We start from the raw sequence: 22,609 nt of genomic DNA, 5'->3' as shown, positions 1-22,609 counted from the left end.
AGATAAAAAATGTTATCATGTCTATCAAAAGTTTTTAAAGTAGTTTATATAAAAATAAAGGATGAACATTAATAACAGAACAGGAATCTACCCTGGCACATTTGACCCTATAACTTTTGGGCATATTGACATAATCAAAAGAGCATGTAAACTAGTCGATAAATTAATAATAGGGGTTGCAGAAAACGTTAATAAGCATACTGCCTTTGACACAAAGCTACGCACAAGCATGGCTGAAAATGAAATTAAAGGACTAGGAATTGATGCAGATGTTATATCTTTTAATGGGTTGCTAGTGAAGTTTGCCAAAGAGCAGAATGCTTCTGTTATTATTAGAGGATTAAGAGCAGTATCGGATTTTGATTACGAGTTTCAAATGAGTTGGGTAAATTATAAACTTCTTCCCGAAATCGAAACCATATTTCTTCCCGCTTCTGAAGATACTCAATTTATCTCATCAAGTTTTGTAAAGGAAATAGCAAGATTAGGAGAAGATGTTAGCAAATTTGTATCAAAAGGCGTTCAAAACGAATTGATTAACCTGAATAGGGTAAAAAATGGAGAATAGTGCTTGTTGTCTTTTATTTCTGAATGAGTATATTTAATATATAAATGTTATAAGCTAAAGGAGTAGCATGTCAAAAGTGAGGGTTAATAATAGAAAAGTTTGTTGTCATGGTGATGAAAATGATGATGGTTCCGGCCATCCATTAATATATTTAGATATGGGAGAAGAAGAGGAAATAGCCTGCCCTTATTGTGAAAAGACGTTTGTCCATGACTGTACTGTAGAAGCGGTTGGGGAGCTGACTAGGGATGATCTCTAATGGCACTTCTGCAGACTTAGCTTATGTAAATAGCAATAAGAGGGGCAGTAAAAATGAAACTGTCCATACGGTCGAGCACTCCCCCATGGCCAGGTATCATATTTCCACTATCTTTAACACCGTAAGCTCTTTTAACAAGCGACTCAGTGAAATCGCCAAGTTGCGCTAGAATAGCAATTGCAAGGCCAATGATTGGAGAATAAAAAATTGAAAATAGACCAAAAAATATTGATCCAAAAATTGTGCACACTACTCCAGCTAAAATCGCACCAAGAAGCCCTGCCCAAGTTTTTCCAGGGCTAATAATTGGGCAAATTTTAGCTCCACCAAAATTCTTACCAAATAGGTAGGCAGTAACGTCAATTCCCCAAATGGTTAAGACGAACCATACTAATGCGTATTTTCCCTGTGGTAGATTATATAAATATATTAATGAGGCGCTTGGTAGTGCAATCAATAATAATGCAAAAACGTATAAAATTTTATTTCCTTGGGTTAGATTATACCATTCAAAAGAAGATAAAACTGCTATTGAAAAAATCAATAGGTAAAACGATAAATCACTGAAATATGTAGCAAAGGAAAATATGAATAATATTACTATTGAGGACAACATTCTAATTATAAAATTATTATCTACCATATTTTTTCTCTCTTTTTGTATAATCTTCTAATGCTTTACTCAAATCTTGACAAGAAAAATCAGGCCATAAAGTATCACAAAAATACAATTCAGCATAAGCTGCTTGCCATAATAAAAAGTTGCTTAACCTTTTTTCGCCGCCAGTGCGAATTAATAAATCCAATTTTGGCAAATCTTTAGTATATAGAAATTTTTCAAATTCCTCTTCTGATACATAAGCAATATTTTCTTTTATAATATTGCTTATAGCTTGTGTAATTTCTTGCTTTGCTCCGTAACTGACTGCCACAGTGAGTAATAAACCATCGTTCTTATGTGTCATTTCTTCTGCTTTTTTAATTTGATCCAATATTTTACTGGATAACAGACTTAAATTGCCAATAAAATTCAACTTAATGTTACAGTTGCAAATAAAATTGACTTTATCTTCATTAGTTAAGACAGAGTAAAATAAATCAAATAGACAGTCAGTTTCGTTTTTGGGTCTAAGCCAATTCTCCATAGAGAATGCATACAAAGTTGTAAGTTGTAACATTATTCCAATAGATATTCACACTAAGGTTACAGCACAACAAGAAGATATTATTGAAACAGCTAGGCTCTGTGGACAAAAAATATGAAAAGAGAGAAAAAGATGGTAGTTTAGCCTAATAGGTAAAAAATGGAGAAACTACCATATGCAATATTACATCAAAGAGGAAAATTGGAAACAAATTTTAGAGTTCATAAAAAGCGTAAAAGGAATGCACAGCAAAGATGAAAAACGTTTAAGAATATTCATAGAGGCAGTGTGGTACATAGTGCGAAGTGGTTGCCAATGGAGACTTTTACCAAAAACTTATGGTAATTACAGGAGTATACATAAGCGATTTAAAAGATGGTGTGAAAGAGATGTCTGGAAAAAATTGCTTGAATATACTAAACAAGAGCCTGATTTAGAAGTTGCTATAATCGACGGTACGATCATCCGAGGCCATCCATGTTCATCTGGATATACAAAAAACTCCAAGGATCAAGAAGCTTTAGGGAGGAGCAAAGGTGGCTTTACAACTAAAATACATGCGCTTGTCGATGCACTTGGAAATCCACTTAAATTTACTCTGACTCCTGGTCAAAGAAATGAAATTACGCAGGCACAAGTGTTGACCGAAAGTATCTATAACTCTACTGTAGTAGCTGACAAGGGCTACGATAGCAATGCCTTTGTTATAAGTCTTGAAGACAAGGGATGTACAGTAGTTATTCCGCCAAAACGGAATCGAAAAGTGCAAAGGTATTACGATGAGCATATCTACAAAGAACGTCATTTGATTGAGTGTTTTTTTGGTAAAATTAAAAATTTTAGGCGCATTTTTTCCAGATTTGATAAAACTGCTGAGGTTTTTATGGGTTTTCTCAATTTTGTTGGAGCTCTTGTATGGCTTCTCTAAAATTTTGTCCACAGAGCCTAGCTCTGTTTTTTATAGCAAACCAATGATGCTCAATTTTGTTAAAATCGGGAGAATAAGGCGGTAGATATAAAATTTCTGCACCAACTCCTTTAGCAAGTTCAGTAATCTTATTAGACTTATGAAAAGTAGCATTATCAAGGATAACAGTTTGTCCAGGTTCCAAAATCGGTGTTAGGAACTGCTCAAACCATTTATTAAAGATATCCATATTACAGTGGCCTTCAAATGTTAACGGAACAACTATTTTTCTGCCGTTTAAGGCTGCAATCATACTGATTCGTTGAATTTTTTTACCAGATTTTAGAGCATAAAACCGCTGTCCTTTCTGAGAATATCCATAGGGATAGTCTTCGGTATTATCAATACCAGATTCATCTATATATACTAAGTTTTGAGGTTCTTTTGTTGCTATAATTTTCAAAAATTCAGCACGTTTTTCTTCATTCCTTTCTTTGTATCCATATGTCTTTTTTTGCGTGTGAGTCCAATTTTTTTAAGAGCTCGATGAATCGTTGGGATACTAACATTACTCCAAAGCTTAGCCATTTCCGATAGAGTTTTTCCACCATGTTTTTTGGCAAATTCAGTAAATTTATTCCAGTCGGTAATTTTGTGATTATAACCTCCATTTCCAAGTTTTTTCGACTGAAAATCTCCTGTTTCTTTTTTTCTTTGCTGCCACTCCCATAATGTAGTTCTTCCAATTTTAAATCTTGCTGCTACCGTTTCTCTGCTTTCCCCTTCGTCTAGCACTTCCATTGCTTTTTTTCTTAAATCATAACTATATGCTGCTGGCATACTTACCTTCACTACTATAAACTCTTATTTTAACCCGTTTGGACCATTATGAAAAGAGCTATACATTGACCATAAAGCACCTTAAAAATTTTTATGATGGCTTGATAAACAGCATTAATAAGTATGACGAAAATATGGATAGTGCAATTCAAAGTGGTATAATAACACAATTATCATCAACCATAGATAGTATAGACAGCAAGACAAGTAGTATAGATAGTGAACTTGCAGATCTTAGGAATTCGATTCCAGATATTGGAGAAGCTCCTCCATTACTCCATATTACTGGTGAAGAGAATGGATTGCTTTAATAAAAAAGGTAATAGCCTGATATCAGGCTGTTACCTTCTCCATATGCTATTTTAATATAGCTGAGTTAGGAAATCTATTTTAAAACTTTCGGCATATAGTTCTCATCATGTTTTGCAAACACTGTATCTGCAAGAAAAGTACTATTATCAAACATTTTACCTTGTACAACAACACCACTTTTTTCTGAAAACATTGGAGGAAGTATTCCCTGGTATTTCACTACAACGCTTTTGTTAAAATCTGTCATTTGAAAAACTACTTCGCTTTCGCTTCGTATCACGCTATTTTCAACAACCATTCCACCAACACGGATTGGCTTTTGATTATTTGGTAAAACTATTGCCTCACTTACTGTATAGAAAAATGAGATATTTTCTTTGAGCGTTGTTAAAATAAAAAAAACTGCACAACTTAAAAAGCAGAAAATTCCTGAAGTTATAAGTAATCGCTTATGTTTCTTCTTCATTATTACTTTTAAGGCTTTCTAAGATTTTTTTACTTTTAATATAGCAAGAAATGGTAAAAATTAGCTCTCCAGCAATCAGCGTGAAACTAATAAGGTAAGCAAAAATTACATATGTATTCATAATGCATTATCAATAAATAACTCACCTGCATCAAAATAAATTAAGCTTCCATCCTTTTGCTGCAACACCAATTTACCACTTTTATCTATATCAGCAAAAATTCCTTCATACAATTTGTCAGCTAACTTTACACTGATTTGCTCGTTCATTTTGAATGCTTTTTTTAACCACATTTCTCTTATAGCATAAAACCCACCGAATAGCCATTGCTTTCTTAGCTTATTAAAATTTATTATTAATTCCTTTAACAAATCCATGTTAGACACAGATTCACCGTAATTGCTAATGCACGTTGTTCCTGGAAGTGGTGCATGATTGACATTAATTCCAATTCCTATAATGAGCCAATTCGAATTGGATCTTTTTTCAAGCAATATTCCACTTATTTTCTTGCCATCGATTAGAATGTCATTTGGCCATTTATACTGGAGATTTAGACCATTTATAAATGACAGTATAGTATTTCTAACGGCAAGAGCAGTAACAAAAGTCAATTCTGTTAATTTGCTAACTTGATTCATTAAACCTCTTTCTGTCATCCCAGTATTTTCCCCAGTGCTTGACACATAACTATGCGAACATTGCAATTTGCAGGTGGTATGTGGTGTCATTCCAGTGCGTGACACTGGAATCCAGTTCTTATTACACAGTTGCCTGATGTGCCCATTTGTAATTAAGTTTTCTGGATCCCAGTGTCTGGGCACTGGGATGACATCATCCTTGGTGGGAATACCACAACGTTTGTACAGTTGTGTGCTTGACCATTCTTCTTTTTTTCTAGATTCCAGCGTCACGCGCTGGAATGACACCGAAAGCTGGCTTTCATTCAGATAATCGTTAAAGAGGTTTATCACCAAACTCGCATAAAAATTACCCTCTGGAGAAATCCAGTTTTTTCCAGTGCGTCCTCTACCCTCTGTTTGTTTGTCAGCAATAATAACGGTTTCATTTGATATTCCTCTCCCAATTAAATCCAACGCTTCTGTATTAGTGCTTGAAACTTCTTTGTAACGATGAATATAAAAACCCTCAGGGATCACCTTGTCAGCCCTTTAGTTCAATGAGTGAGTAAAGATCTTCTACATACAAGAAAAGAACGAGATTGATCAGTGAAGCCACTGAAGTGATAATGAATAGACCCTTAGAATAAGCAACCTTATTACCACTAGCTTTATCAAAATACATAACTTTCATGATATTTAAATAATAGTAGCATGATATCACACTCGCTATTACAAGGATCAAAGACAGGCTGATAAAGCCAGAATTTATTAAACTTTTGAATATAAAAAATTTAGCGATAAAACCTGCAAGTGGAGGTATTCCCGACATCGAGAGTAACAGCACAGAAAGATGAAATGCTACAATTGGGCGTTTCTTCCCTATACCAGATAAATTTGCAATATCACAATCGTCATCGTCAATTTGTACGAGATATGAGAATAGCCCTATGCTTGTGATGATATATATCACCAAATACATTAAGGCACTATCTGTTCCTGCTTGTGTAAAAATAGAAAGTGAAGCAAATATAAAACCAATGTGACCAATTGAACTGTAAGCAAGCAGCCTTTTTAAGTTTTGCTGACGCAAGGCCCCAAAAGCTGAGATAAGCACAGACAATGCTGAAACGTATAAGAAAATAGGCTGAACATAACTTTTTACATTTACTAACTCTTCATTCATCAATCGAATTAAAAATGTTACAAGTGCAGCTTTTGGAGCTGTAGAAAAAAACGCAGTTACTATGGTAGGTGCACCTTGATAGACATCTGGAGCCCACATATGAAAAGGAACAATAGCAAGCTTGAAACACAAACCAATTAGGACAAAGACTAACCCAAAAACTATTCCATAAGTTATCTGATGGTTTTGCAAGAATGAACTGAGCTCAGAGAAATTGACTTGTCCTGTATATCCATAAAGCAGCGACATTCCATATAGCATAATGCAGGAAGATAGTGCACTAAGTGTAAAATATTTCACTCCTGCTTCACATGAATAAGCTGAATCTTTATTAAAGCTCGCAAGAACATACAAAGATATACTCATCAACTCAAAAGCTAAATAGAAAGAAATCAAGCTATTTGCTGAAACCAAAGTTATCATGCCAAATAGCGCAAAAAGAATCAGTATTGAAAATTCATATTTATAGTCATATTTTGATAAATTCAGCAGCAAAAGTATTAAAATTCCTGTGGTAAGAATCAATCCTTGAGCTAATCTGATGTATAAATTGAGTTTTAACAACGAATTAAAGAGAAAAATTTCATTGTTTTCTGCCGAAATAATTAAAATAATCAAAGTTATCACTGTGCAGCCAAGTGCTAATAAGTTGATAGTTCGGCGGTTAAATATAATCCCAAGCAGCAGCAACACTAACGAGGAGATAATAGAGAACGTTTCCGGCAATATCTGTATATAATTCATAGCGCATTATATTTGACTAACAAATTTGCCATACATGGCTTCAAATAATTCAGTGCAAGGGTTGGGTAAAATCCAAGCAAAATAACAAACACTGCAAGCAGAATTAAGACAGAAAATTCTATGCTATCCAAACGGTTATTTAACAATTTAGAATAGCTAACCCCCCATATTATTTGCTTACATAAATTCAGCATATAAACTGCGCTTAAAATAGTGCCAAGTGCGATAAATCCTGTAAAAAACCCTATGCTCTTAAACATCCCAACCATAGCCAAAAACTCACCTGCGAACCCAGATGTTCCAGGTAGCCCTATTGAAGCCATTGAAAATAAAATGAACATAAAACCAAATTTTGGCATTGTGTTTACTATGCCAAAATATTTTGCAATCTCCAAAGTCCCAGTTCGAGTATATAGCATTCCAACACATAAAAATAAAGCAGCAGAAATAAGGCCATGACTAATCATTTGAAATATACTACCCAGTACTCCTTCCTCACAAAATGAAAAGAGGCCAGCGGTAACGATCCCCATATGTGCTATTGAAGAATAAGCTATTAACTTCTTTATATCATCTTGAGCAAACGCAACTAGCGAAGCATATATCACCGCAATAATGCTCAGCACAACAACGAAATTTGAAAAATACAAACTTGCCTGAGGAAGCATTGGAATAGAAAACCTTAAAAATCCATATCCCCCCATTTTAATAAGCAAGCCAGCTAAAATCACAGATCCAGAAGTTGGTGATTGCACATGTGCATCAGGAAGCCAAGTGTGAAATGGAAACATCGGTACTTTTATTGCAAAAGAAATAAAAAATGCAATCCACAGCAATGACTGCACTTCAAGATCAAGGTTTGGCACTAATGTAGCTAATTTTTGTATATTAAACGTCCCAAAAGTGCTATAGATGTACACCAATCCAAGTAGAAATAATAATGAGCCAGTTAATGTATAAAGAAACAACTTAAACGTTGCATATACCCTGTGTTTTCCTCCCCAAATGCCAATAATAAAGAACATTGGTATTAAAACAGCTTCAAAAAACACATAAAAGCTTATAGCATTCAGTGAAACGAAAAAACCGACTACAAAACTCTCAAGCAGTAGAAATAATGCCATATATGGCTTAAGGGTTGTATAACTCATTTTGCAGTTGTAGAGTATACAAATTACAAACAAGAAAGTTGTAAGCAGAAGGAAAAGCAACGATATACCATCTATCCCTATTCCAACATTTCTAATTGGGTAGCTGACAAACTGAAAGTCCGCATCGTTATAATCAAATTCTATACAAGCTACAATGCTAAGCAAAAATGGAAGTACAGCAAAAAATAGAGCAAGGAATCTTAAGTGTATAGATTGATGATTAATCCTGATTAAGGATAAAATCAACGCTCCTATCAGTGGAAGCAAAAATATACTAAGTAACAACACCTTCTATTTAATTCCAATAATATATAAAGCACCGATTATTAAAGTAACAAACATAATAAATGCATAATCAAATATATAACCAGTTTGTAACTTTATAGAACTTTTTGAACATTCATTAACCAACCTTACAACACCATTTGGCCCAAATGAATCAATAGCCTTAACATCAAACTTCCATAGAAGCTTAGATATAAACCTTATCGGTGCAATGATAACAAACTCATACACCTCATCAAAGTACCATTTATTCTGCAAAAACTTAAGTAAAAATTTACTCTTAATTTGCCTAATTACTTGATATTGGTAAATTAGGTACGCAAGTGCTATTCCACTTAGGCTTGCTAAGGTTGGCAGTAGTTTTATAAAGAAATTATGAACTCCATGCTCATCAATCATCACTAAACTTGATTTCCAAAACGCATTACTAGTTATGTTCAAAATATTTGCTCCCCATACTCCAGAAAATACCGATCCAAAAGCAAGTATCAGTAATGGTATAAGCATAATCTTCGGTGCTTCATGTATATTAATTTCACTTTGTTTTTGGCTGTGGAACACAAGAAGCAATAACCTCCAAGAGTAAAACGCTGTGAAGAATGCAACAACTAAGCTTATTACAAAAGCAAAGCTATCCGTGCTATAAGCATGTTCAATTATCAAGTCTTTTGAATAAAAACCTGCAAATGGAAATATTCCAGAAAGCGCAAGAGACCCAATCCACATGAGAGTGTAAGTGCAAGGGATTTTCTTCCAGCAATTTCCCATTTTCTGAATGTTTTGCTCATGATGCATTGCATGAATCACATTGCCAGCACCAAGAAATAGTAGAGCTTTAAAAAAAGCGTGTGTCATTAAATGAAAAATAGCAACATTGTAAGCAGAAAGCCCACATGCCATGAACATATAACCAAGTTGACTGCAGGTTGAATAAGCAATTATCTTCTTTATATCGTTCTGAGTAATCGCAACAGTAGCTGCAAAAAAAGCAGTGAGCGCACCAACAATAACTATTAGTTCTCGTGCCACATTTGATAACTCAAACAATGGAGAACATTTTGCTATTAAAAATATACCTGCTGTTACCATCGTTGCTGCGTGAATGAGTGCAGAAACAGGGGTTGGCCCTTCCATTGCATCTGGCAACCAAACATGTAAACCAAGCTGTGCAGATTTACCCATACAGCCAATAAAAAGTAATATGCATATTATATGAATTACTTTGAATTCACAGCAGAATGCCCTAATGTTCTGCGCGCCAAGAAGATCAGATGTGTCAAAAACTTCAGTAAATTTCAAAGAGTGAAATGTATAATAAATAAGAAAGATTCCAATCAATAGTGCAAAGTCTCCTACCCTATTCACAACAAATGCTTTAATTGCTGCATTATTTGCAGAATATTTTTGGAACCAAAATCCTATGAGTAAATAAGAACATAGGCCAACCCCTTCCCAGCCAAAAAAAAGCTGCACGAAATTATCGCTTACAACCAGCACAATCATGCAAAACGTAAATAGCGATAGGTAAGAAAAAAACCTCGACTTCCCCTTATCATGCTCCATATAACCGATAGAGTAGAGATGTACTACCAGTGAAACGGTGGTAATAACAATAAGCATTAAGGATGAGAGAGCATCCACACTAATTGCCCAATTTACTTTTAAGATGCTCAATGAAAACAAAGGAAATAAACTCAAGTGATAATTTTCAGAGAAGGTGAGAAAAACATACCAAGATAAAACTGCAGATATTCCAATCCCTGCCGTTGTAACTAACTGACTTTTTCTAAAAAGTGCTGCAAATAGCGAACCAAAAAGTGGCAAAAATACTATTAATTTCAGTATATCCATCATACTTTCATTCTTTCATTAAATTTGCTTGTTCAACATCTATATTGCCACGGCTTCTATAATATACAACCAATATTGCAAGCCCAACTCCTGACTCTGCTGCCGCAACAGTCAACACAAACATCACAAAAATTTGCCCAACTATATCATTCATAAAGGCAGAAAAAGCAACTAAGTTGATATTAATTGCCAGCAATAATATTTCTATTGATAACAATATATTGATTATGCTCTTACGGTTGATGAAAATACCGCACACTCCAATAGTGAACAAAACAGCAGCAACTATCAAAAAGTGATTTAATCCTATTTCCATTCTACTCCTTTTCCAAATTTAGCCTTAATCAATTTTACAGATGAAGATTGTGTCAATTGCTTTAATACATTCTGTTTTTTAACTCCTTTTTTCTTGTCCTGCAAAGTAAGAGCAATTGCACCGACAATTGCAACAAGCAGCAGAATACCAGAAAGATGAAAAGCGTACATGTAGTCGGTATACAGCAAATTACCAATAGCTTTCACATTATTGGTATTATAGTTTATAACATTGCTTATATTCGGTGCTGAGCTGCGGATTACAAAGCTGATGACTAGAAAAAACACAACACACAACATAGCACCAAGAGTGCAATGCTTTGCAAAACCCTGGCGCAACCTTATGTAGTCAATATCGAGCATCATAACTACAAAGAGGAACAACACCGCAACCGCACCGATGTATACTATCAGCACCATCATAGCAATGAATTCAGCTCCCAGGAGAATAAAAAGCACTGCAGAGTTAACGAAGGTGAAAATTAAAAATAATACTGCATGCACAGGATTTCTTACACTAATTACGCATACAGCAAATAAAATGCTAAGAATTGCAAAAAAATAAAAGAAAAAAGGCATCGATACTTTAACTGCAACAATAGTTACTAATTTAAAGTAACTATCGTGGTAAAGTCAATATTATATTAAACGTTTGAAAACATTGTACTACAAAGCTCCAGCTCCATTTTAAATTATTGTACAGAGCGCTTTCTAAGTGCTTAATCAATACACTAAATCCTTAATTTATCCTTGACTATTTTAATTTATCAATATATAATATGTGTATGTTAGTAATTAATGGCGGCTCAAAATGTACAACATATTTGGTTATTTCAAAAGCAACAATAGTTCTAACGCACAAAGTAGCAGACTAGATGGAGAAAGTTATCAATACACCACAAGAGACTATATGACAATTTACTTTAATAACACACTAGCAAGTTTCAGTAGATCATTGAGAGAATTTAAAGAAAAAGCGTATGGATTTATGTATGATATCGGAACTTGGTTGAAAGAAACATATGAAAATCTCACTGAACGACCTGCAACGCATAATCGCTATACCCCAAAAGAAAAACCCCTTGTTGAAGTTGAAGAAATAGAAATGAAGGAACTAAACCGTACATATAAGTCATTCCAAACTCCACTTATCCACCCAACAAGCAGAAGTTCTGGTGCCAATACCTCAAATCAAGTTGTTGTTACTTGACATACACCTGAAACTACTAAAACAAAATAGATGTAAAACCTACGTTTAAATATGTAGTACTTGAGTGAAGCATTCTTTAACTGTTCTATTCAATAAAACCTTTACAATATTTCAATCATAGGTTTAACTTTACGAAGTTATAATCTATAGGGCTACGATGAACGATTATCTCTCACTGCTAAATCCAGAACAACAATCAGCTGTAACTAACATAGATGGACCAGTTTTGATACTGGCAGGAGCCGGGACGGGAAAAACAAGAACGATTACTTCAAGAATAGCACACATAATTAGAAACGGTCACGCTTATTCTGATGAGATATTAGCAGTTACATTTACAAATAAAGCAGCAAATGAGATGGTATCAAGGGTACTTGAGCTAACGGACACAAACATACCATGGCTTGGCACTTTCCATGCAATTGCAGCAAAAATTTTGCGCCTGCATGCAGAAATTGTGGGCTTAAACCCTAATTTTACAATCATTGGTGTGGATGACCAATTACAGGTAATAAAAAATATTATCAATGAAATAAATCCTGATTACCTATCAGAAAAATGTAAGACCATTATGAATATTATTCAGCAATGGAAAGAGAAGTGCTTGTTGCCATCTGAAGTGGAAGATATTCAATCATTTAGGCCAGTATATGTAACTGCACTCAAGGTCTATCACCAGTATCAGGAAAGGTTGAAATTCCTTAATTCTGTCGATTTTGGTGACTTATTGCTATATAACATACAGCTCTTTAATCAAAAGACCGAAGTTCTGTCCTACTACCAAAACAAGTTTAAATATGTCATGGTAGATGAATATCAAGATACAAATGCGATACAATATCTTTGGCTAAAATACCTTGCAAAAGAGCACTCAAATATTTGCTGTGTAGGAGATGATGACCAGTCGATATATAGTTGGCGTGGTGCAGAAGTTGAAAATATTTTGAAGTTTTCTGATGATTTTAAAAATGCAAAAACCGTTAAACTAGAGTGTAACTACAGGTCAACATCCCACATACTTGCAACTGCGTCATATGTTATCAATCACAATAAGACTCGCTTAGAAAAAAAATTGTGGACAACAAACATTGAAGGGGAAAAGGTAAATCTAATAAAATTATGGGGTGGGAAAGCTGAAGCAAGGTTCATAAGCGAACAGATATTAAAGCTCAATAAATACAGATTTAGTGACATTGCAGTGCTGGTAAGGGCCACTTTTCAAACTAGAGTTCTCGAAGAGTATTTTATAAAATATTCAATTCCCTACAAGATTATAAGTGGCGTAAAATTCTACGAACGTCAGGAAGTCAGGGATATAATTGCATATTTAAGACTTGTTACAAACAATAACGATGACTTAGCTTTCGAAAGGATAGTAAATCGGCCAAAAAGAAGCATAGGAGCTACAACTCTAAAGAAAATATACACGACTGCTCAGGATAACAAAATTTCTTTTTTTGAGGCAGCAAAAATATTAGTTAATAGTAATCAGGTAACCGAAAGAATTAAACTCTCACTCAACGATTTTTTAAATAAAATTAAAGCTTGGGAAGAAATAGTAAGCGTAAAACCACTGCATGAATTCGTTAAAATCGTAGCAAACCAATCAGGGTATATTGAAATGCTTGAAAATGAGGAGGTAACAGGCTTAGCACGAATAGAAAATGTTAAAGAGCTCATCTCATCTTTAAAAAATTTCGATAATGCCACAACTTTCTTGGAGCATATAAGTCTGGTGATGGAAGTGGATAATATGAATAACGATGACACCGTATATGTTATGACTCTTCATGCAGCCAAAGGACTTGAATTCCCGTGCGTGTTTCTACCTGGTTGGGAAGAGGGATTATTTCCTCATCAAAGATCTTTTGATGACAAAAGTGGTAAAGCTTTAGAAGAAGAAAGGAGACTCGCATATGTTGGCATAACCAGAGCCAAAGAAAGGTTAATCATTTCATGTGCAGATAGGAGGGAAATTAACAACCAGTGGCAACCGATGCGCACTTCTCGGTTCATTAAAGAATTGCCAAGAGAAAATGTTGAGGTAATTAAAAGCAACATTGCCTACTGTTGAAGCTATAATTGCAGATAAACATATCTTACAAATCTGAATTACTTCAACTATATGTTTCTCCTGGCAAAAATTCTGTAACCGTTCACACTTAATTCTTCAATCTCATACCAATTTCTATTACATAACAAACAAATAGACAATAGAAGTGAGAAGGTTATACTAAGGCAGTATAATGATGGAGTTTTGGAATGGCATTGGTATCAGGTTGCAATTTTAGCTTACATTGTGCCAATCTTTCTTCGATTGCTGCTCGCATAAATTCTGCCTGTCTTTTAGTTCTGCAGTGCACTATCGCATCATCCACATATCTTTCAAATGGTACTGTTGGGTGATTTTGTTTCATCCATATATCAAATGCATGGTGCATAAATATGTTTGAAATGATTGGGCTTATTGAACCTCCTTGCGGAACTCCTTTTTTCCCTAACTACCTTACTGCCATCTGCTTGCTGAATAGGGGATTTCATCCACCTTTCAACATACAGTATGACCTATCCTGTCTCCAATAAACAGCGGTTTTGCTATGTATCCTTGATCAGCAAAAAACTTACGTAAAGTTGGAGCCTTGTATTTAGCTTGAGTGAAAAGATTTAGAGCACCATCACGATCTTGAACACTTGCACTATGAACATCAGCCGCAATAATTAAGCCCACTGTATCTACAACAATATGACGTTTTCTACCCTTTATTTTTTTTTCAGCATCATATCCTCTGGATTCCCTTTTTGAGTGGTTTTTACTGATTGACTGTCAATTATTCCTACTGAAGGTGTTTCATTTTTACCAAACATTTTTCTTACCTCTTTTACTAGCATATTATGTATTTTTTCCAATTTGCCATTACTACGTCACCTGAGAAAATAGTCATACACCGTCTTCCATGGAGGAAAATCTTTCGGCAGCATTCTCCATTGACAACCACCTCTCATTATATACCTTATTGCATTAATAATTGTTCTGATATTGTGCTTTCTTGGCCTCCCTATCTTTCCTTGTGCAACATGTGGCTCCAAAATTTCCCATTCCTTATCACTTATATCACTTGGATACAATTTTCCCTCCTATTTTTTACTTACACTATCATATTTTTTTCCTCATTCCTTTTCAAGACATACTCTTAGACAACTGGACGTCAAGCCTATCCTAGTGCTGCATATCAAGCTCATACTCAGTATGTAAATCTTTGACCAAAGCTACAACGTATTCTTTTTGAACAATTATACTGATTTTGATTTCAGATGTTGTGATAGCAAGTATTTCTATCTTTTTTTCGCTTAAAACCTTGAGTGTGCGGTGCATCACTTCAGTGTTAGACATAACACCAATACCAATTATTGAAATTTTAGCTACATTATCGTTTATAGCATAATTTTCATTCTTATTCAGTAACTTTTCCATTAAATCAATATCAAATTTGGAGATAACAAAACTTGACCCATGTATCATATCAATTTTAACGTTTGCTCCTGCTATATCTCTTGAAGTACGCAAGTTATTTGCAAGGTTAGTGAAAGTTACAAGAGCTTCATTAGTGCTATAAGCTATTCCAGTAATTAAGTATCTCTCTAGTACCTCCCTTTTGTGTAGCACTGTGGTGCCTTCTACTTCCTTAAAAGTGGATAGCACTTGCACTTTAATGTTATGTTTCATTGCAAGTTGTACTGAACGATTATGCAGTATTTTAGCACCAGATGACGACATTTCCAACATTTCATCGTAAGAGATAAATTTGAGCTTGCGTGCCTTTGGAACAATTTTCGGGTCTGCTGTATATATTCCATCAACATCAGTAAAAATTTCGCAAGCTCTAACACCAAAGGCTATCGCGAAGGCAACTGCTGATATATCAGAGCCTCCTCTTCCAAAAGTAGTGATTCTATCATCATTTATACCCTGAAAACCAGCGATGATCGCAGCAGTATAACCCTCAGCAAAAGATCTTTTCACACGGTCAATCTTTATTGTTTTTATTTTAGACTCAGAATAAAAATCATCAGTTACAATTGGTAACTGCCAGGCAAGCCACGATTTAGCATTAACTCCGATCGATTGGAGAGTGATAGCTAATAGACCACAAGAGATTTGCTCTCCTGCTGAAAGCATAACGTCATACTCTGATAACTCTTGTCTGCAACTTAAATTTGAGATTTGCCTGGCCTGAAAAGCCATTTGGTCAGTAAATCCTGCAACAGCAGATACAACAACGATTACATTACAACCTTTCTCAATATCGTTTTTTATCAAATTTGCAACTCGGTTTAAATCAGTTAGCGAAGTCCCACCAAATTTTTTTATGATTATTTTGTCCATAGTTACAATATAACTCTCTTCTGAAGAAAAATATAGTTTTTGTAGAGATAGCAGCTTGCAAGCCATTTAGAAAAGGGAGGACAAAGCTATAGCTAACGCGTCATACCACGATTCATTCCATAGATGTACGAACATTCATTTTTGAAGGTAAATTGCACAGCAAATGGTGTCATCCCAGTGCCTAGACACTGGGATCCAGAAGACTTAATTTCAACCAAGTGGCTGCATAATAAAGGCTGGATTCCAGTGCCAAGCACTGGAATGACACCCTCCCTTGTGGAAATTGCTCTCAAATCACAATGTTCGTACAGCTAGTGCGACCCGAAAGTCGTGATTTTGTGATGGTTAAATTCCATCTTCCCTAGGTGTATGGTCCCAGAGTGTGATGGTGTGGATTTAGTATAAATAATTCTGGAGACTGTGTCCACTGATAACATATAAATTCATAAGGAGTAAGACCCTTAAGAGTTTTGAGTCTCTTTGCATAATTATAAGCCATAACAAAGTTATAAAGGTGTTCTTTAAGTTGCTGGTGCGATTGATAGTAATACTTCTTAACTGTAGCATCCTTTAAAGTTTTATTCATACGCTCGACTTGCCCATTCGTCCAAGGATGGCTAACTTTTGTCAAACGATGTTCAATAACATTCTCTTCGCAAACTCTATCAAATATATGTTGGAAAGCATACTTATGACGCTTCTGGTTTGTAAATTGTATACCGTTATCTGTCAAAATAGTATGGATTTTATACGGTAAAATTCTAATCAAATTACGTAAGAACTCAGCAGCTATGGGTTTTGTAGCACTGTTACGCAACTCAACATAGGTAAATTTGGATGTCCTATCAATAGCAACAAACAAATGTAATTTGCCCTCCTCAGTTCTAACTTCAGCAATATCAATATGAAAGTAACCGATAGGATATTGTTTGAATTTCTTTTTTGACTTAACTTCTCCATCAACAGTTGGTAATCTGCTAATGTTGTGTCTTTGTAAACAACGATGCAAGCTAGAGCGAGTCAAATGCGGAATTGTAGACTGCAGAGCGTAAAGGCAATCATCTAGTGGCAGTAGTGTATACTTGCGAAATGTAACTATTATAGCTTCCTCTTCTAGCGTTAAAACAGTCGATCTTGGACGCTTTGGACCCATATCAGCATCTTTCGTAAATGAACGTTTTCTCCACTTAATAATAGTTTTTGGATTAAGGTTATAATGCTTGGAGAGTTTTGCTATGCTCTCTTTTCTATTTTGTATTGCTCTACGAATCGTCTGTGTTGTTTTGGCGCACCCATGTAATATTTGTCCCATAACTCCTCCTTTGATGGTATTTTTTTCTCATATTTTATCATACCATCACACTCTGGGACTGTACACCTAGTAATATAGAGAATGCTGTATTTAAGCTATAAAAACAAATTTACCAAGCTTTGAAATGTTAATTACATGGAGAAGTATGTATGACAAACACCAAGTTAGAGAGAAGCCGGATGTGGTGAAAGTCACAAGTCCGGTTTTGAAGTCGAGTGGGGAGAGGTGACTTTCTCCACTTAGATAACTGGATTCATTCGCGGTATAGATTCCGCTAACTAGTAGCGGAATGACGAATTTGTTGTTTTAAAATTGTCAGTAAATCTAAGTCAGTTTAGCTATATAGCACGAACTAAACCACTAAGCAGCAGAAGACCTTGCATGACCTCCAAAAAATGCTTTTACTCTTTCAAGATAAGTAGGTGGTTCTGCAGGGATTTCTATTTCATCTATTTTAGAATATATTGCCGCGTCTACGACTTCATCCGTTATTAACTCCCTTAACCTTTGTTTTATCTGCCCTCTCTGAATATGCTCCCCATAGTCGTTATAAAACTTTACATATAATTCCTTAAACACGAATTCTTTTATAGCATCTCTTGTATAAGAAATGCCGTCCTTTACTTCATCACTCACGTTGCTCAAATCCACCCCAGAATTTGGTGAATACAAATTATCAAAATTTTCTTTCAAAACTTTTATTTTATGGTAGTGCTTATCCACATATTTCTCAAGAAATCTTTTAGTAGCATTACCAGCCAACTTCCCCATTAGCTGAGGCTCCAGTTGAGCTGCAAAGTTGTTTTCTGCTTCAAGGCCACTTAATGCATAAATAATACGGAGAAGCATTCCAGGACCACATTGGCGGTTACTTTCTTCAAAGCGAACCAGTAATATAGATTTCAATAGTTCTACGTCTGCATTTTGCTCTCTTGCCGCAATTAAAACTAAATTTATAGCCTGTGTCAATGTCAATCCGGTTTGTGAATCTACCCAATTTACCCACTCCCCAGTTTCATAACCATCCAATCTTAGATAAGGTTCTATCATTCGTTTTTGCTGACTTGTTAAACCGCTTATATAACTTTTAAACTCTTCATCCAACTCATTTAACGGCGTACCATGTTCTTCCTTTAATTTTTTGGCACATTCAATAACGCTTTGCTGAAAACTTCTAGTATGAACGCTCTGACTACTAGTACCCACATCACTTACATTAAACAAAAAGCTTAGCTGCTTTACATTCAAACCCAAAGGTGAAAAGAGTTTTACTGATGGATATTTTATTAACTCAAGAAGTGCTACTGGAATTAGCAGTGCATAATTTAACAATAATAAACCAAAATTAAATATAAGAAACCCACGTAGAGCTGATACCTTTGATGCAATGTACAAAAATGGAAGCTGTAGGTAATATATCAAGTGTATACTGAAGAATAAGATTTTGTCCTTTAATTTTATTGTTGGATCTTTATAAACCTCAAACAACATGTTATTGCTATCAATATTGTCGTTTTTAAAGTAGGTATAGTTGTTTATGATCTTCTCTTGCAAGGGAAGAAGCATTTTATTCAGGCAAATAAACGCAGCAATAACAATAAAACCTGTAGCCAAAAATGCTAGTGCAGGGCTAGAAGTGCTTGTAGATAAGTAGGCATAAAGACCATCAACAATTAAGTTTTTGTATAATCTTTCAAAGGGACGAACTAGAATCGGGTCAAGGATATAGTTAACAAGAAGATTTAAATAATACACGAGAAACAAAAGTGCAACCAAAAATGCTTTTAACCTCGGATCCATAACCTCCTCTTAATAACTTGTTAATATAATCTATTTTAGAAATAAATTGAGAAAAATGCAAGTTTTTATGTTAAAAGATCGATTGAAATTTCTGAGTTTAGGGTATATTGTTAATCTATTTAGATAAGAATTATTGTGTCAAATAAAATAGGTTTTTGGGCTATTTTTGCCTTAGTGATTAGCAGCCAAATTGGCTCTGGAATTTTTATGCTTCCAATTAGCCTTGCTCCATATGGCATGTATAGCCTTATAAGCTGGATAATATCAGGGCTTGGTGCTATATCTCTTGCTTTGGTTTTTGCCTTACTCTGTACAAAATTTCCAGAAACGGGTGGCCCTCACGTTTATGTAAAGCATGCTTTTGGCCCTGCTGCAGCTTTCTTTGTTGGTTGGACGTATTGGGTGATTTCATGGGTTAGCACAACAGCAGTAATCGTTGCAAGTATTGGCTATCTTACTTCGCTTTTTCATGGAGATATTCAAAATATACGCTTATTTTTAGAAATACTATTATTTACGATCATTACACTAATAAATTTAAGAGGTGTCACTGCTGCTGGATGTGTTGAGCTTTTATTGATGACTGTCAAAATTACCGCACTGCTTGCTATACCAGTAACAGCGTTGTTTTTCTTTGATAGGAATAATTTTATCATAAGTGAGGAAATATCAAGCCTCACGATGTCTCAAGTCCTTGCTCGCTCTACACTACTCACTCTATGGTGTTTTATTGGACTTGAATCAGCAACAGCACCTGCAGGATCAGTCAACGATCCAGCAAAGACTATACCAAGAGCCATAGTGCTTGGCACAATCTCTGTTGCAGTTATATATTTCATTAATAGCCTTTCAATCATGGGATTGATAAACGGCAATGATCTAGTTAATTCAAAAGCGCCGTATGTTGACGCAATAAAAATTATGTTTCCAGGTAATTGGCATTTGATCATTTCTATTGTTGCTTTTATTGTTTGTGTTGGCAGTTTAAATGCTTGGGTACTAGCTAGTGGACAAGTGGCCCTTGGCCTTGCAGAAGATAAACTGATGCCACAGTTCTTTGCTAAAAGAAACAAGCACGGTTCTCCTTTCTGGGGCATAACAATCAGCTCTGTTGGTACTTCAGTTCTACTAATTCTCACTTCAAGCAATAATTTTGCTAAGCAGATCACATCAATTATCGACTTTTCTGTAGTTTCATTTTTATTTGTTTACCTTGCATGCAGTCTTGCTTTTCTCAGAGTTATTGTGCAAGAAAAGAGTTGTTACAAATTTTTAATTGGCAGTGTAGCAACAACCTTTTGCTGTTGGGTAATATTTGAAACTTCTGTGAATACCTTGCTGATCGCAAGCTTATTCACTGCAAGTGGCGTACCTCTTTATTTATTTTGGTATCGCAGAGTTTCTGTATAGCAAATGTTATGTATCTGTTCAGCAGAGTGGCAAAATAAGGTAGACGAGAAAAGACAACTATAGGAAGAAATGGGTGTCATGCCAGTGCGTGACACTGGCATCTACCGTCTTAAACATCAAGATAAAAATTATTGTTTTTTATCATAGCATTTAAACAAATGATGATTTTTCTCATTACAGCAACTAAAGCGACTTTAGCGGCTTTGCCAGAGTCAACTAAACGCTGGTAAAATACTTTCATTTTTTTATTATGACGCATTGCAACCACAGCAGACATGTATAATGCTTTTCGAGCATAAAATCTGCCACCTATGATCTGGGCTTTGCTCACTTTCCTTCCGCTTTCACTAGTTTTTGGTGCAACTCCAACTAGACAAGCTATCAACTATGTTTTTTTAAATTTTTTGAATTTAGTCTTATTACAACTCTTGTTTATAACTTTGTATTTTTATTCAATTAAAAAATGTATTTTTGGCAATAAAAACCCTAGGTGTATGGTCCCAGAGTGTGATGGTGTGGATTTAGTATAAATAATTCTGGAGACTGTGTCCACTGATAACATATAAATTCATAAGGAGTAAGACCCTTAAGAGTTTTGAGTCTCTTTGCATAATTATAAGCCATAACAAAGTTATAAAGGTGTTCTTTAAGTTGCTGGTGCGATTGATAGTAATACTTCTTAACTGTAGCATCCTTTAAAGTTTTATTCATACGCTCGACTTGCCCATTCGTCCAAGGATGGCTAACTTTTGTCAAACGATGTTCAATAACATTCTCTTCGCAAACTCTATCAAATATATGTTGGAAAGCATACTTATGACGCTTCTGGTTTGTAAATTGTATACCGTTATCTGTCAAAATAGTATGGATTTTATACGGTAAAATTCTAATCAAATTACGTAAGAACTCAGCAGCTATGGGTTTTGTAGCACTGTTACGCAACTCAACATAGGTAAATTTGGATGTCCTATCAATAGCAACAAACAAATGTAATTTGCCCTCCTCAGTTCTAACTTCAGCAATATCAATATGAAAGTAACCGATAGGATATTGTTTGAATTTCTTTTTTGACTTAACTTCTCCATCAACAGTTGGTAATCTGCTAATGTTGTGTCTTTGTAAACAACGATGCAAGCTAGAGCGAGTCAAATGCGGAATTGTAGACTGCAGAGCGTAAAGGCAATCATCTAGTGGCAGTAGTGTATACTTGCGAAATGTAACTATTATAGCTTCCTCTTCTAGCGTTAAAACAGTCGATCTTGGACGCTTTGGACCCATATCAGCATCTTTCGTAAATGAACGTTTTCTCCACTTAATAATAGTTTTTGGATTAAGGTTATAATGCTTGGAGAGTTTTGCTATGCTCTCTTTTCTATTTTGTATTGCTCTACGAATCGTCTGTGTTGTTTTGGCGCACCCATGTAATATTTGTCCCATAACTCCTCCTTTGATGGTATTTTTTTCTCATATTTTATCATACCATCACACTCTGGGACTGTACACCTAGCATCATTGTCAAACTTGATAGTGCTCTTTTGGTTGTGAGTTGCGGCAACATTTTTAAATTTTCCGATATCAATTCCAATGAAATTTTGATAAGATGTAATCATAATAAATAACCTCGATAGTTTAATTAATTTAAGATTGTAAACGGGTGCATACATATGTCCCATGCAACTATTCAAACGTATCGAGAGATAGGGCTAGTGTACCTTGATCTGAACGGTTGTAATACCAATGGCTCTTCGGTCGCACATGCCCGTGATAGCCCTATTCCTATAGTGAGTAGGGTTATCTTTCCCTCTTATCTCTTTTATATCACATTTTTAACTTACAAGGGGCA

The 22,609-nt window shown here is 35.1% G+C and carries 25 protein-coding genes and 4 pseudogenes; 8 read left to right on the top strand and 21 right to left on the bottom strand.

Going from position 1 to position 22,609, the window contains the following annotated elements; all coding sequences use genetic code 11:
• Positions 1 to 61: 61 nt before the first annotated feature.
• Both coaD and OOK85_RS04820 read left to right on the top strand, forming a co-directional pair.
• The gene (gene coaD, locus OOK85_RS04825) at positions 62 to 568 is read left to right on the top strand and encodes a pantetheine-phosphate adenylyltransferase (protein WP_264702486.1); all 507 of its coding nucleotides are present in this window, start codon (positions 62 to 64) and stop codon (positions 566 to 568) included.
• Positions 569 to 635: 67 nt separating this feature from the next.
• Complete coding sequence (locus OOK85_RS04820; RefSeq protein WP_264702483.1) at positions 636 to 827, top strand: zinc-finger domain-containing protein; 192 nt, start codon at positions 636 to 638, stop codon at positions 825 to 827.
• 16 nt (positions 828 to 843) lie between these two features.
• Here the strand turns inward: OOK85_RS04820 and OOK85_RS04815 are convergent, their stop codons facing one another.
• On the bottom strand, positions 844 to 1,470 hold the full coding sequence (locus tag OOK85_RS04815) for a phosphatidate cytidylyltransferase (RefSeq protein ID WP_010082212.1): 627 nt from the start codon (positions 1,468 to 1,470) through the stop codon (positions 844 to 846).
• Positions 1,460 to 1,990, bottom strand: a pseudogene (gene uppS / locus OOK85_RS04810) (polyprenyl diphosphate synthase); the annotation flags it as partial. The pseudogene uppS and the gene OOK85_RS04815, both read right to left, overlap by 11 nt.
• Before the next feature lie 157 nt (positions 1,991 to 2,147).
• Here uppS and OOK85_RS04805 point away from each other — a divergent pair.
• Positions 2,148 to 2,900: an IS5 family transposase gene (locus tag OOK85_RS04805; protein WP_264702480.1), complete on the top strand. Its 753-nt coding sequence runs from the start codon at positions 2,148 to 2,150 to the stop codon at positions 2,898 to 2,900.
• Here OOK85_RS04805 and OOK85_RS04800 read toward each other — a convergent pair.
• Positions 2,866 to 3,719 (bottom strand): IS630 family transposase gene (locus tag OOK85_RS04800; RefSeq protein WP_264702478.1). Its coding sequence is split into 2 segments (ribosomal slippage): positions 2,866 to 3,399 and positions 3,402 to 3,719, totalling 852 coding nucleotides; the frame shifts between segments, so codons are not numbered across the junction. The genes OOK85_RS04805 and OOK85_RS04800 overlap by 35 nt on opposite strands.
• A gap of 65 nt (positions 3,720 to 3,784) precedes the next feature.
• On the opposite strand from OOK85_RS04800, the gene OOK85_RS04795 reads away from it, so the two are divergent.
• The gene (locus tag OOK85_RS04795) at positions 3,785 to 4,030 is read left to right on the top strand and encodes a hypothetical protein (RefSeq protein WP_264702476.1); all 246 of its coding nucleotides are present in this window, start codon (positions 3,785 to 3,787) and stop codon (positions 4,028 to 4,030) included.
• A gap of 74 nt (positions 4,031 to 4,104) precedes the next feature.
• Here OOK85_RS04795 and ccmE read toward each other — a convergent pair whose 3' ends face one another.
• Genes ccmE through OOK85_RS04760 form a run of 8 tightly spaced genes read right to left on the bottom strand, consistent with a single transcriptional unit; the run spans position 4,105 to position 11,229 of the window.
• On the bottom strand, positions 4,105 to 4,497 hold the full coding sequence (gene ccmE, locus OOK85_RS04790) for a cytochrome c maturation protein CcmE (protein ID WP_264702474.1): 393 nt from the start codon (positions 4,495 to 4,497) through the stop codon (positions 4,105 to 4,107).
• Entirely contained in the window at positions 4,481 to 4,618 is a 138-nt protein-coding gene (locus OOK85_RS08020) for a CcmD-like small membrane protein (RefSeq protein WP_253309437.1), read from the bottom strand. Before OOK85_RS08020 ends, ccmE begins: the two co-directional genes overlap by 17 nt.
• Positions 4,615 to 5,658, bottom strand: coding sequence for a biotin--[acetyl-CoA-carboxylase] ligase (locus OOK85_RS04785; RefSeq protein WP_264702472.1), 1,044 nt, complete (start codon positions 5,656 to 5,658; stop codon positions 4,615 to 4,617). The genes OOK85_RS08020 and OOK85_RS04785 overlap by 4 nt, the downstream gene beginning before the upstream one ends.
• A gap of 4 nt (positions 5,659 to 5,662) precedes the next feature.
• A complete protein-coding gene (locus OOK85_RS04780; protein ID WP_182319606.1) occupies positions 5,663 to 7,048 on the bottom strand; it encodes an NADH-quinone oxidoreductase subunit N in 1,386 nt (461 codons plus the stop codon).
• Positions 7,045 to 8,487, bottom strand: coding sequence for a complex I subunit 4 family protein (locus OOK85_RS04775; RefSeq protein ID WP_264702468.1), 1,443 nt, complete (start codon positions 8,485 to 8,487; stop codon positions 7,045 to 7,047). The genes OOK85_RS04780 and OOK85_RS04775 overlap by 4 nt, the downstream gene beginning before the upstream one ends.
• A 3-nt stretch (positions 8,488 to 8,490) precedes the next feature.
• A complete protein-coding gene (gene nuoL, locus OOK85_RS04770; protein ID WP_264702466.1) occupies positions 8,491 to 10,338 on the bottom strand; it encodes an NADH-quinone oxidoreductase subunit L in 1,848 nt (615 codons plus the stop codon).
• A gap of 4 nt (positions 10,339 to 10,342) precedes the next feature.
• Positions 10,343 to 10,651: an NADH-quinone oxidoreductase subunit NuoK gene (gene nuoK, locus OOK85_RS04765; RefSeq protein ID WP_006012916.1), complete on the bottom strand. Its 309-nt coding sequence runs from the start codon at positions 10,649 to 10,651 to the stop codon at positions 10,343 to 10,345.
• A complete protein-coding gene (locus OOK85_RS04760; protein ID WP_264702461.1) occupies positions 10,642 to 11,229 on the bottom strand; it encodes an NADH-quinone oxidoreductase subunit J in 588 nt (195 codons plus the stop codon). Before OOK85_RS04760 ends, nuoK begins: the two co-directional genes overlap by 10 nt.
• Before the next feature lie 232 nt (positions 11,230 to 11,461).
• Here OOK85_RS04760 and OOK85_RS04755 point away from each other — a divergent pair, with 232 nt between their 5' ends.
• Together OOK85_RS04755 and OOK85_RS04750 are read left to right on the top strand one after the other, a co-directional pair.
• The gene (locus OOK85_RS04755) at positions 11,462 to 11,860 is read left to right on the top strand and encodes a WD_0964 family protein (RefSeq protein WP_264702459.1); all 399 of its coding nucleotides are present in this window, start codon (positions 11,462 to 11,464) and stop codon (positions 11,858 to 11,860) included.
• 157 nt (positions 11,861 to 12,017) lie between these two features.
• Positions 12,018 to 13,934 carry an ATP-dependent helicase gene (locus OOK85_RS04750; protein ID WP_264702457.1) on the top strand — a complete coding sequence of 639 codons (1,917 nt, stop codon included), beginning with the start codon at positions 12,018 to 12,020 and terminating at the stop codon, positions 13,932 to 13,934.
• A gap of 154 nt (positions 13,935 to 14,088) precedes the next feature.
• Here the strand turns inward: OOK85_RS04750 and OOK85_RS04745 are convergent, their stop codons facing one another.
• The 5 genes from OOK85_RS04745 to OOK85_RS04725 form a co-directional block, all read right to left on the bottom strand.
• On the bottom strand, positions 14,089 to 14,301 hold the full coding sequence (locus OOK85_RS04745) for a hypothetical protein (protein WP_065094389.1): 213 nt from the start codon (positions 14,299 to 14,301) through the stop codon (positions 14,089 to 14,091).
• Positions 14,302 to 14,408: 107 nt separating this feature from the next.
• Complete coding sequence (locus OOK85_RS04740; RefSeq protein WP_264704196.1) at positions 14,409 to 14,603, bottom strand: transposase; 195 nt, start codon at positions 14,601 to 14,603, stop codon at positions 14,409 to 14,411.
• Positions 14,604 to 14,620: 17 nt separating this feature from the next.
• Positions 14,621 to 14,749 (bottom strand): hypothetical protein, encoded by a 129-nt coding sequence (locus OOK85_RS04735; protein ID WP_264702454.1) that lies wholly within the window; start codon positions 14,747 to 14,749, stop codon positions 14,621 to 14,623.
• 33 nt (positions 14,750 to 14,782) lie between these two features.
• Positions 14,783 to 14,986: an IS5 family transposase gene (locus tag OOK85_RS04730; RefSeq protein WP_007549940.1), complete on the bottom strand. Its 204-nt coding sequence runs from the start codon at positions 14,984 to 14,986 to the stop codon at positions 14,783 to 14,785.
• A 91-nt stretch (positions 14,987 to 15,077) separates the two neighbouring features.
• Positions 15,078 to 16,244, bottom strand: a complete 1,167-nt coding sequence (locus OOK85_RS04725; protein WP_264702450.1) for an aspartate kinase — start codon at positions 16,242 to 16,244, stop codon at positions 15,078 to 15,080.
• A 135-nt stretch (positions 16,245 to 16,379) separates the two neighbouring features.
• Between OOK85_RS04725 and OOK85_RS08015 the strand changes: the two are divergent.
• Positions 16,380 to 16,556: pseudogene (locus tag OOK85_RS08015) on the top strand (WPE palindromic element domain-containing protein); the annotation flags it as partial.
• A 49-nt stretch (positions 16,557 to 16,605) separates the two neighbouring features.
• Here OOK85_RS08015 and OOK85_RS04715 read toward each other — a convergent pair.
• Both OOK85_RS04715 and OOK85_RS04710 read right to left on the bottom strand, forming a co-directional pair.
• Positions 16,606 to 17,556 (bottom strand): IS481 family transposase, encoded by a 951-nt coding sequence (locus OOK85_RS04715; RefSeq protein WP_264702189.1) that lies wholly within the window; start codon positions 17,554 to 17,556, stop codon positions 16,606 to 16,608.
• A gap of 360 nt (positions 17,557 to 17,916) precedes the next feature.
• A complete protein-coding gene (locus OOK85_RS04710; protein WP_264702446.1) occupies positions 17,917 to 19,356 on the bottom strand; it encodes a hypothetical protein in 1,440 nt (479 codons plus the stop codon).
• Between the two features lie 135 nt (positions 19,357 to 19,491).
• Between OOK85_RS04710 and OOK85_RS04705 the strand changes: the two genes are divergently transcribed.
• Complete coding sequence (locus OOK85_RS04705; protein WP_264702444.1) at positions 19,492 to 20,766, top strand: APC family permease; 1,275 nt, start codon at positions 19,492 to 19,494, stop codon at positions 20,764 to 20,766.
• Positions 20,767 to 20,875: 109 nt separating this feature from the next.
• On the opposite strand, the pseudogene OOK85_RS04700 reads toward OOK85_RS04705, so the two are convergent.
• The 3 genes and pseudogenes from OOK85_RS04700 to OOK85_RS04690 form a co-directional block, all read right to left on the bottom strand.
• A pseudogene (locus OOK85_RS04700) lies at positions 20,876 to 21,148 on the bottom strand (transposase); the annotation flags it as partial.
• A gap of 104 nt (positions 21,149 to 21,252) precedes the next feature.
• A complete protein-coding gene (locus OOK85_RS04695) occupies positions 21,253 to 22,203 on the bottom strand; it encodes an IS481 family transposase (protein ID WP_264702189.1) in 951 nt (316 codons plus the stop codon).
• A gap of 71 nt (positions 22,204 to 22,274) precedes the next feature.
• Positions 22,275 to 22,376, bottom strand: a pseudogene (locus OOK85_RS04690) (IS110 family transposase); the annotation flags it as partial.
• Between the last annotated feature and the right edge of the window lie 233 nt (positions 22,377 to 22,609).

Origin of the sequence: Wolbachia endosymbiont (group A) of Volucella inflata (assembly GCF_947250665.1) — a bacterium.
Taxonomy (GTDB): domain Bacteria; phylum Pseudomonadota; class Alphaproteobacteria; order Rickettsiales; family Anaplasmataceae; genus Wolbachia; species Wolbachia pipientis.
Note: the sequence above shows the minus strand (reverse complement) of the source record. Positions and strands in the feature narration are given on the sequence as shown.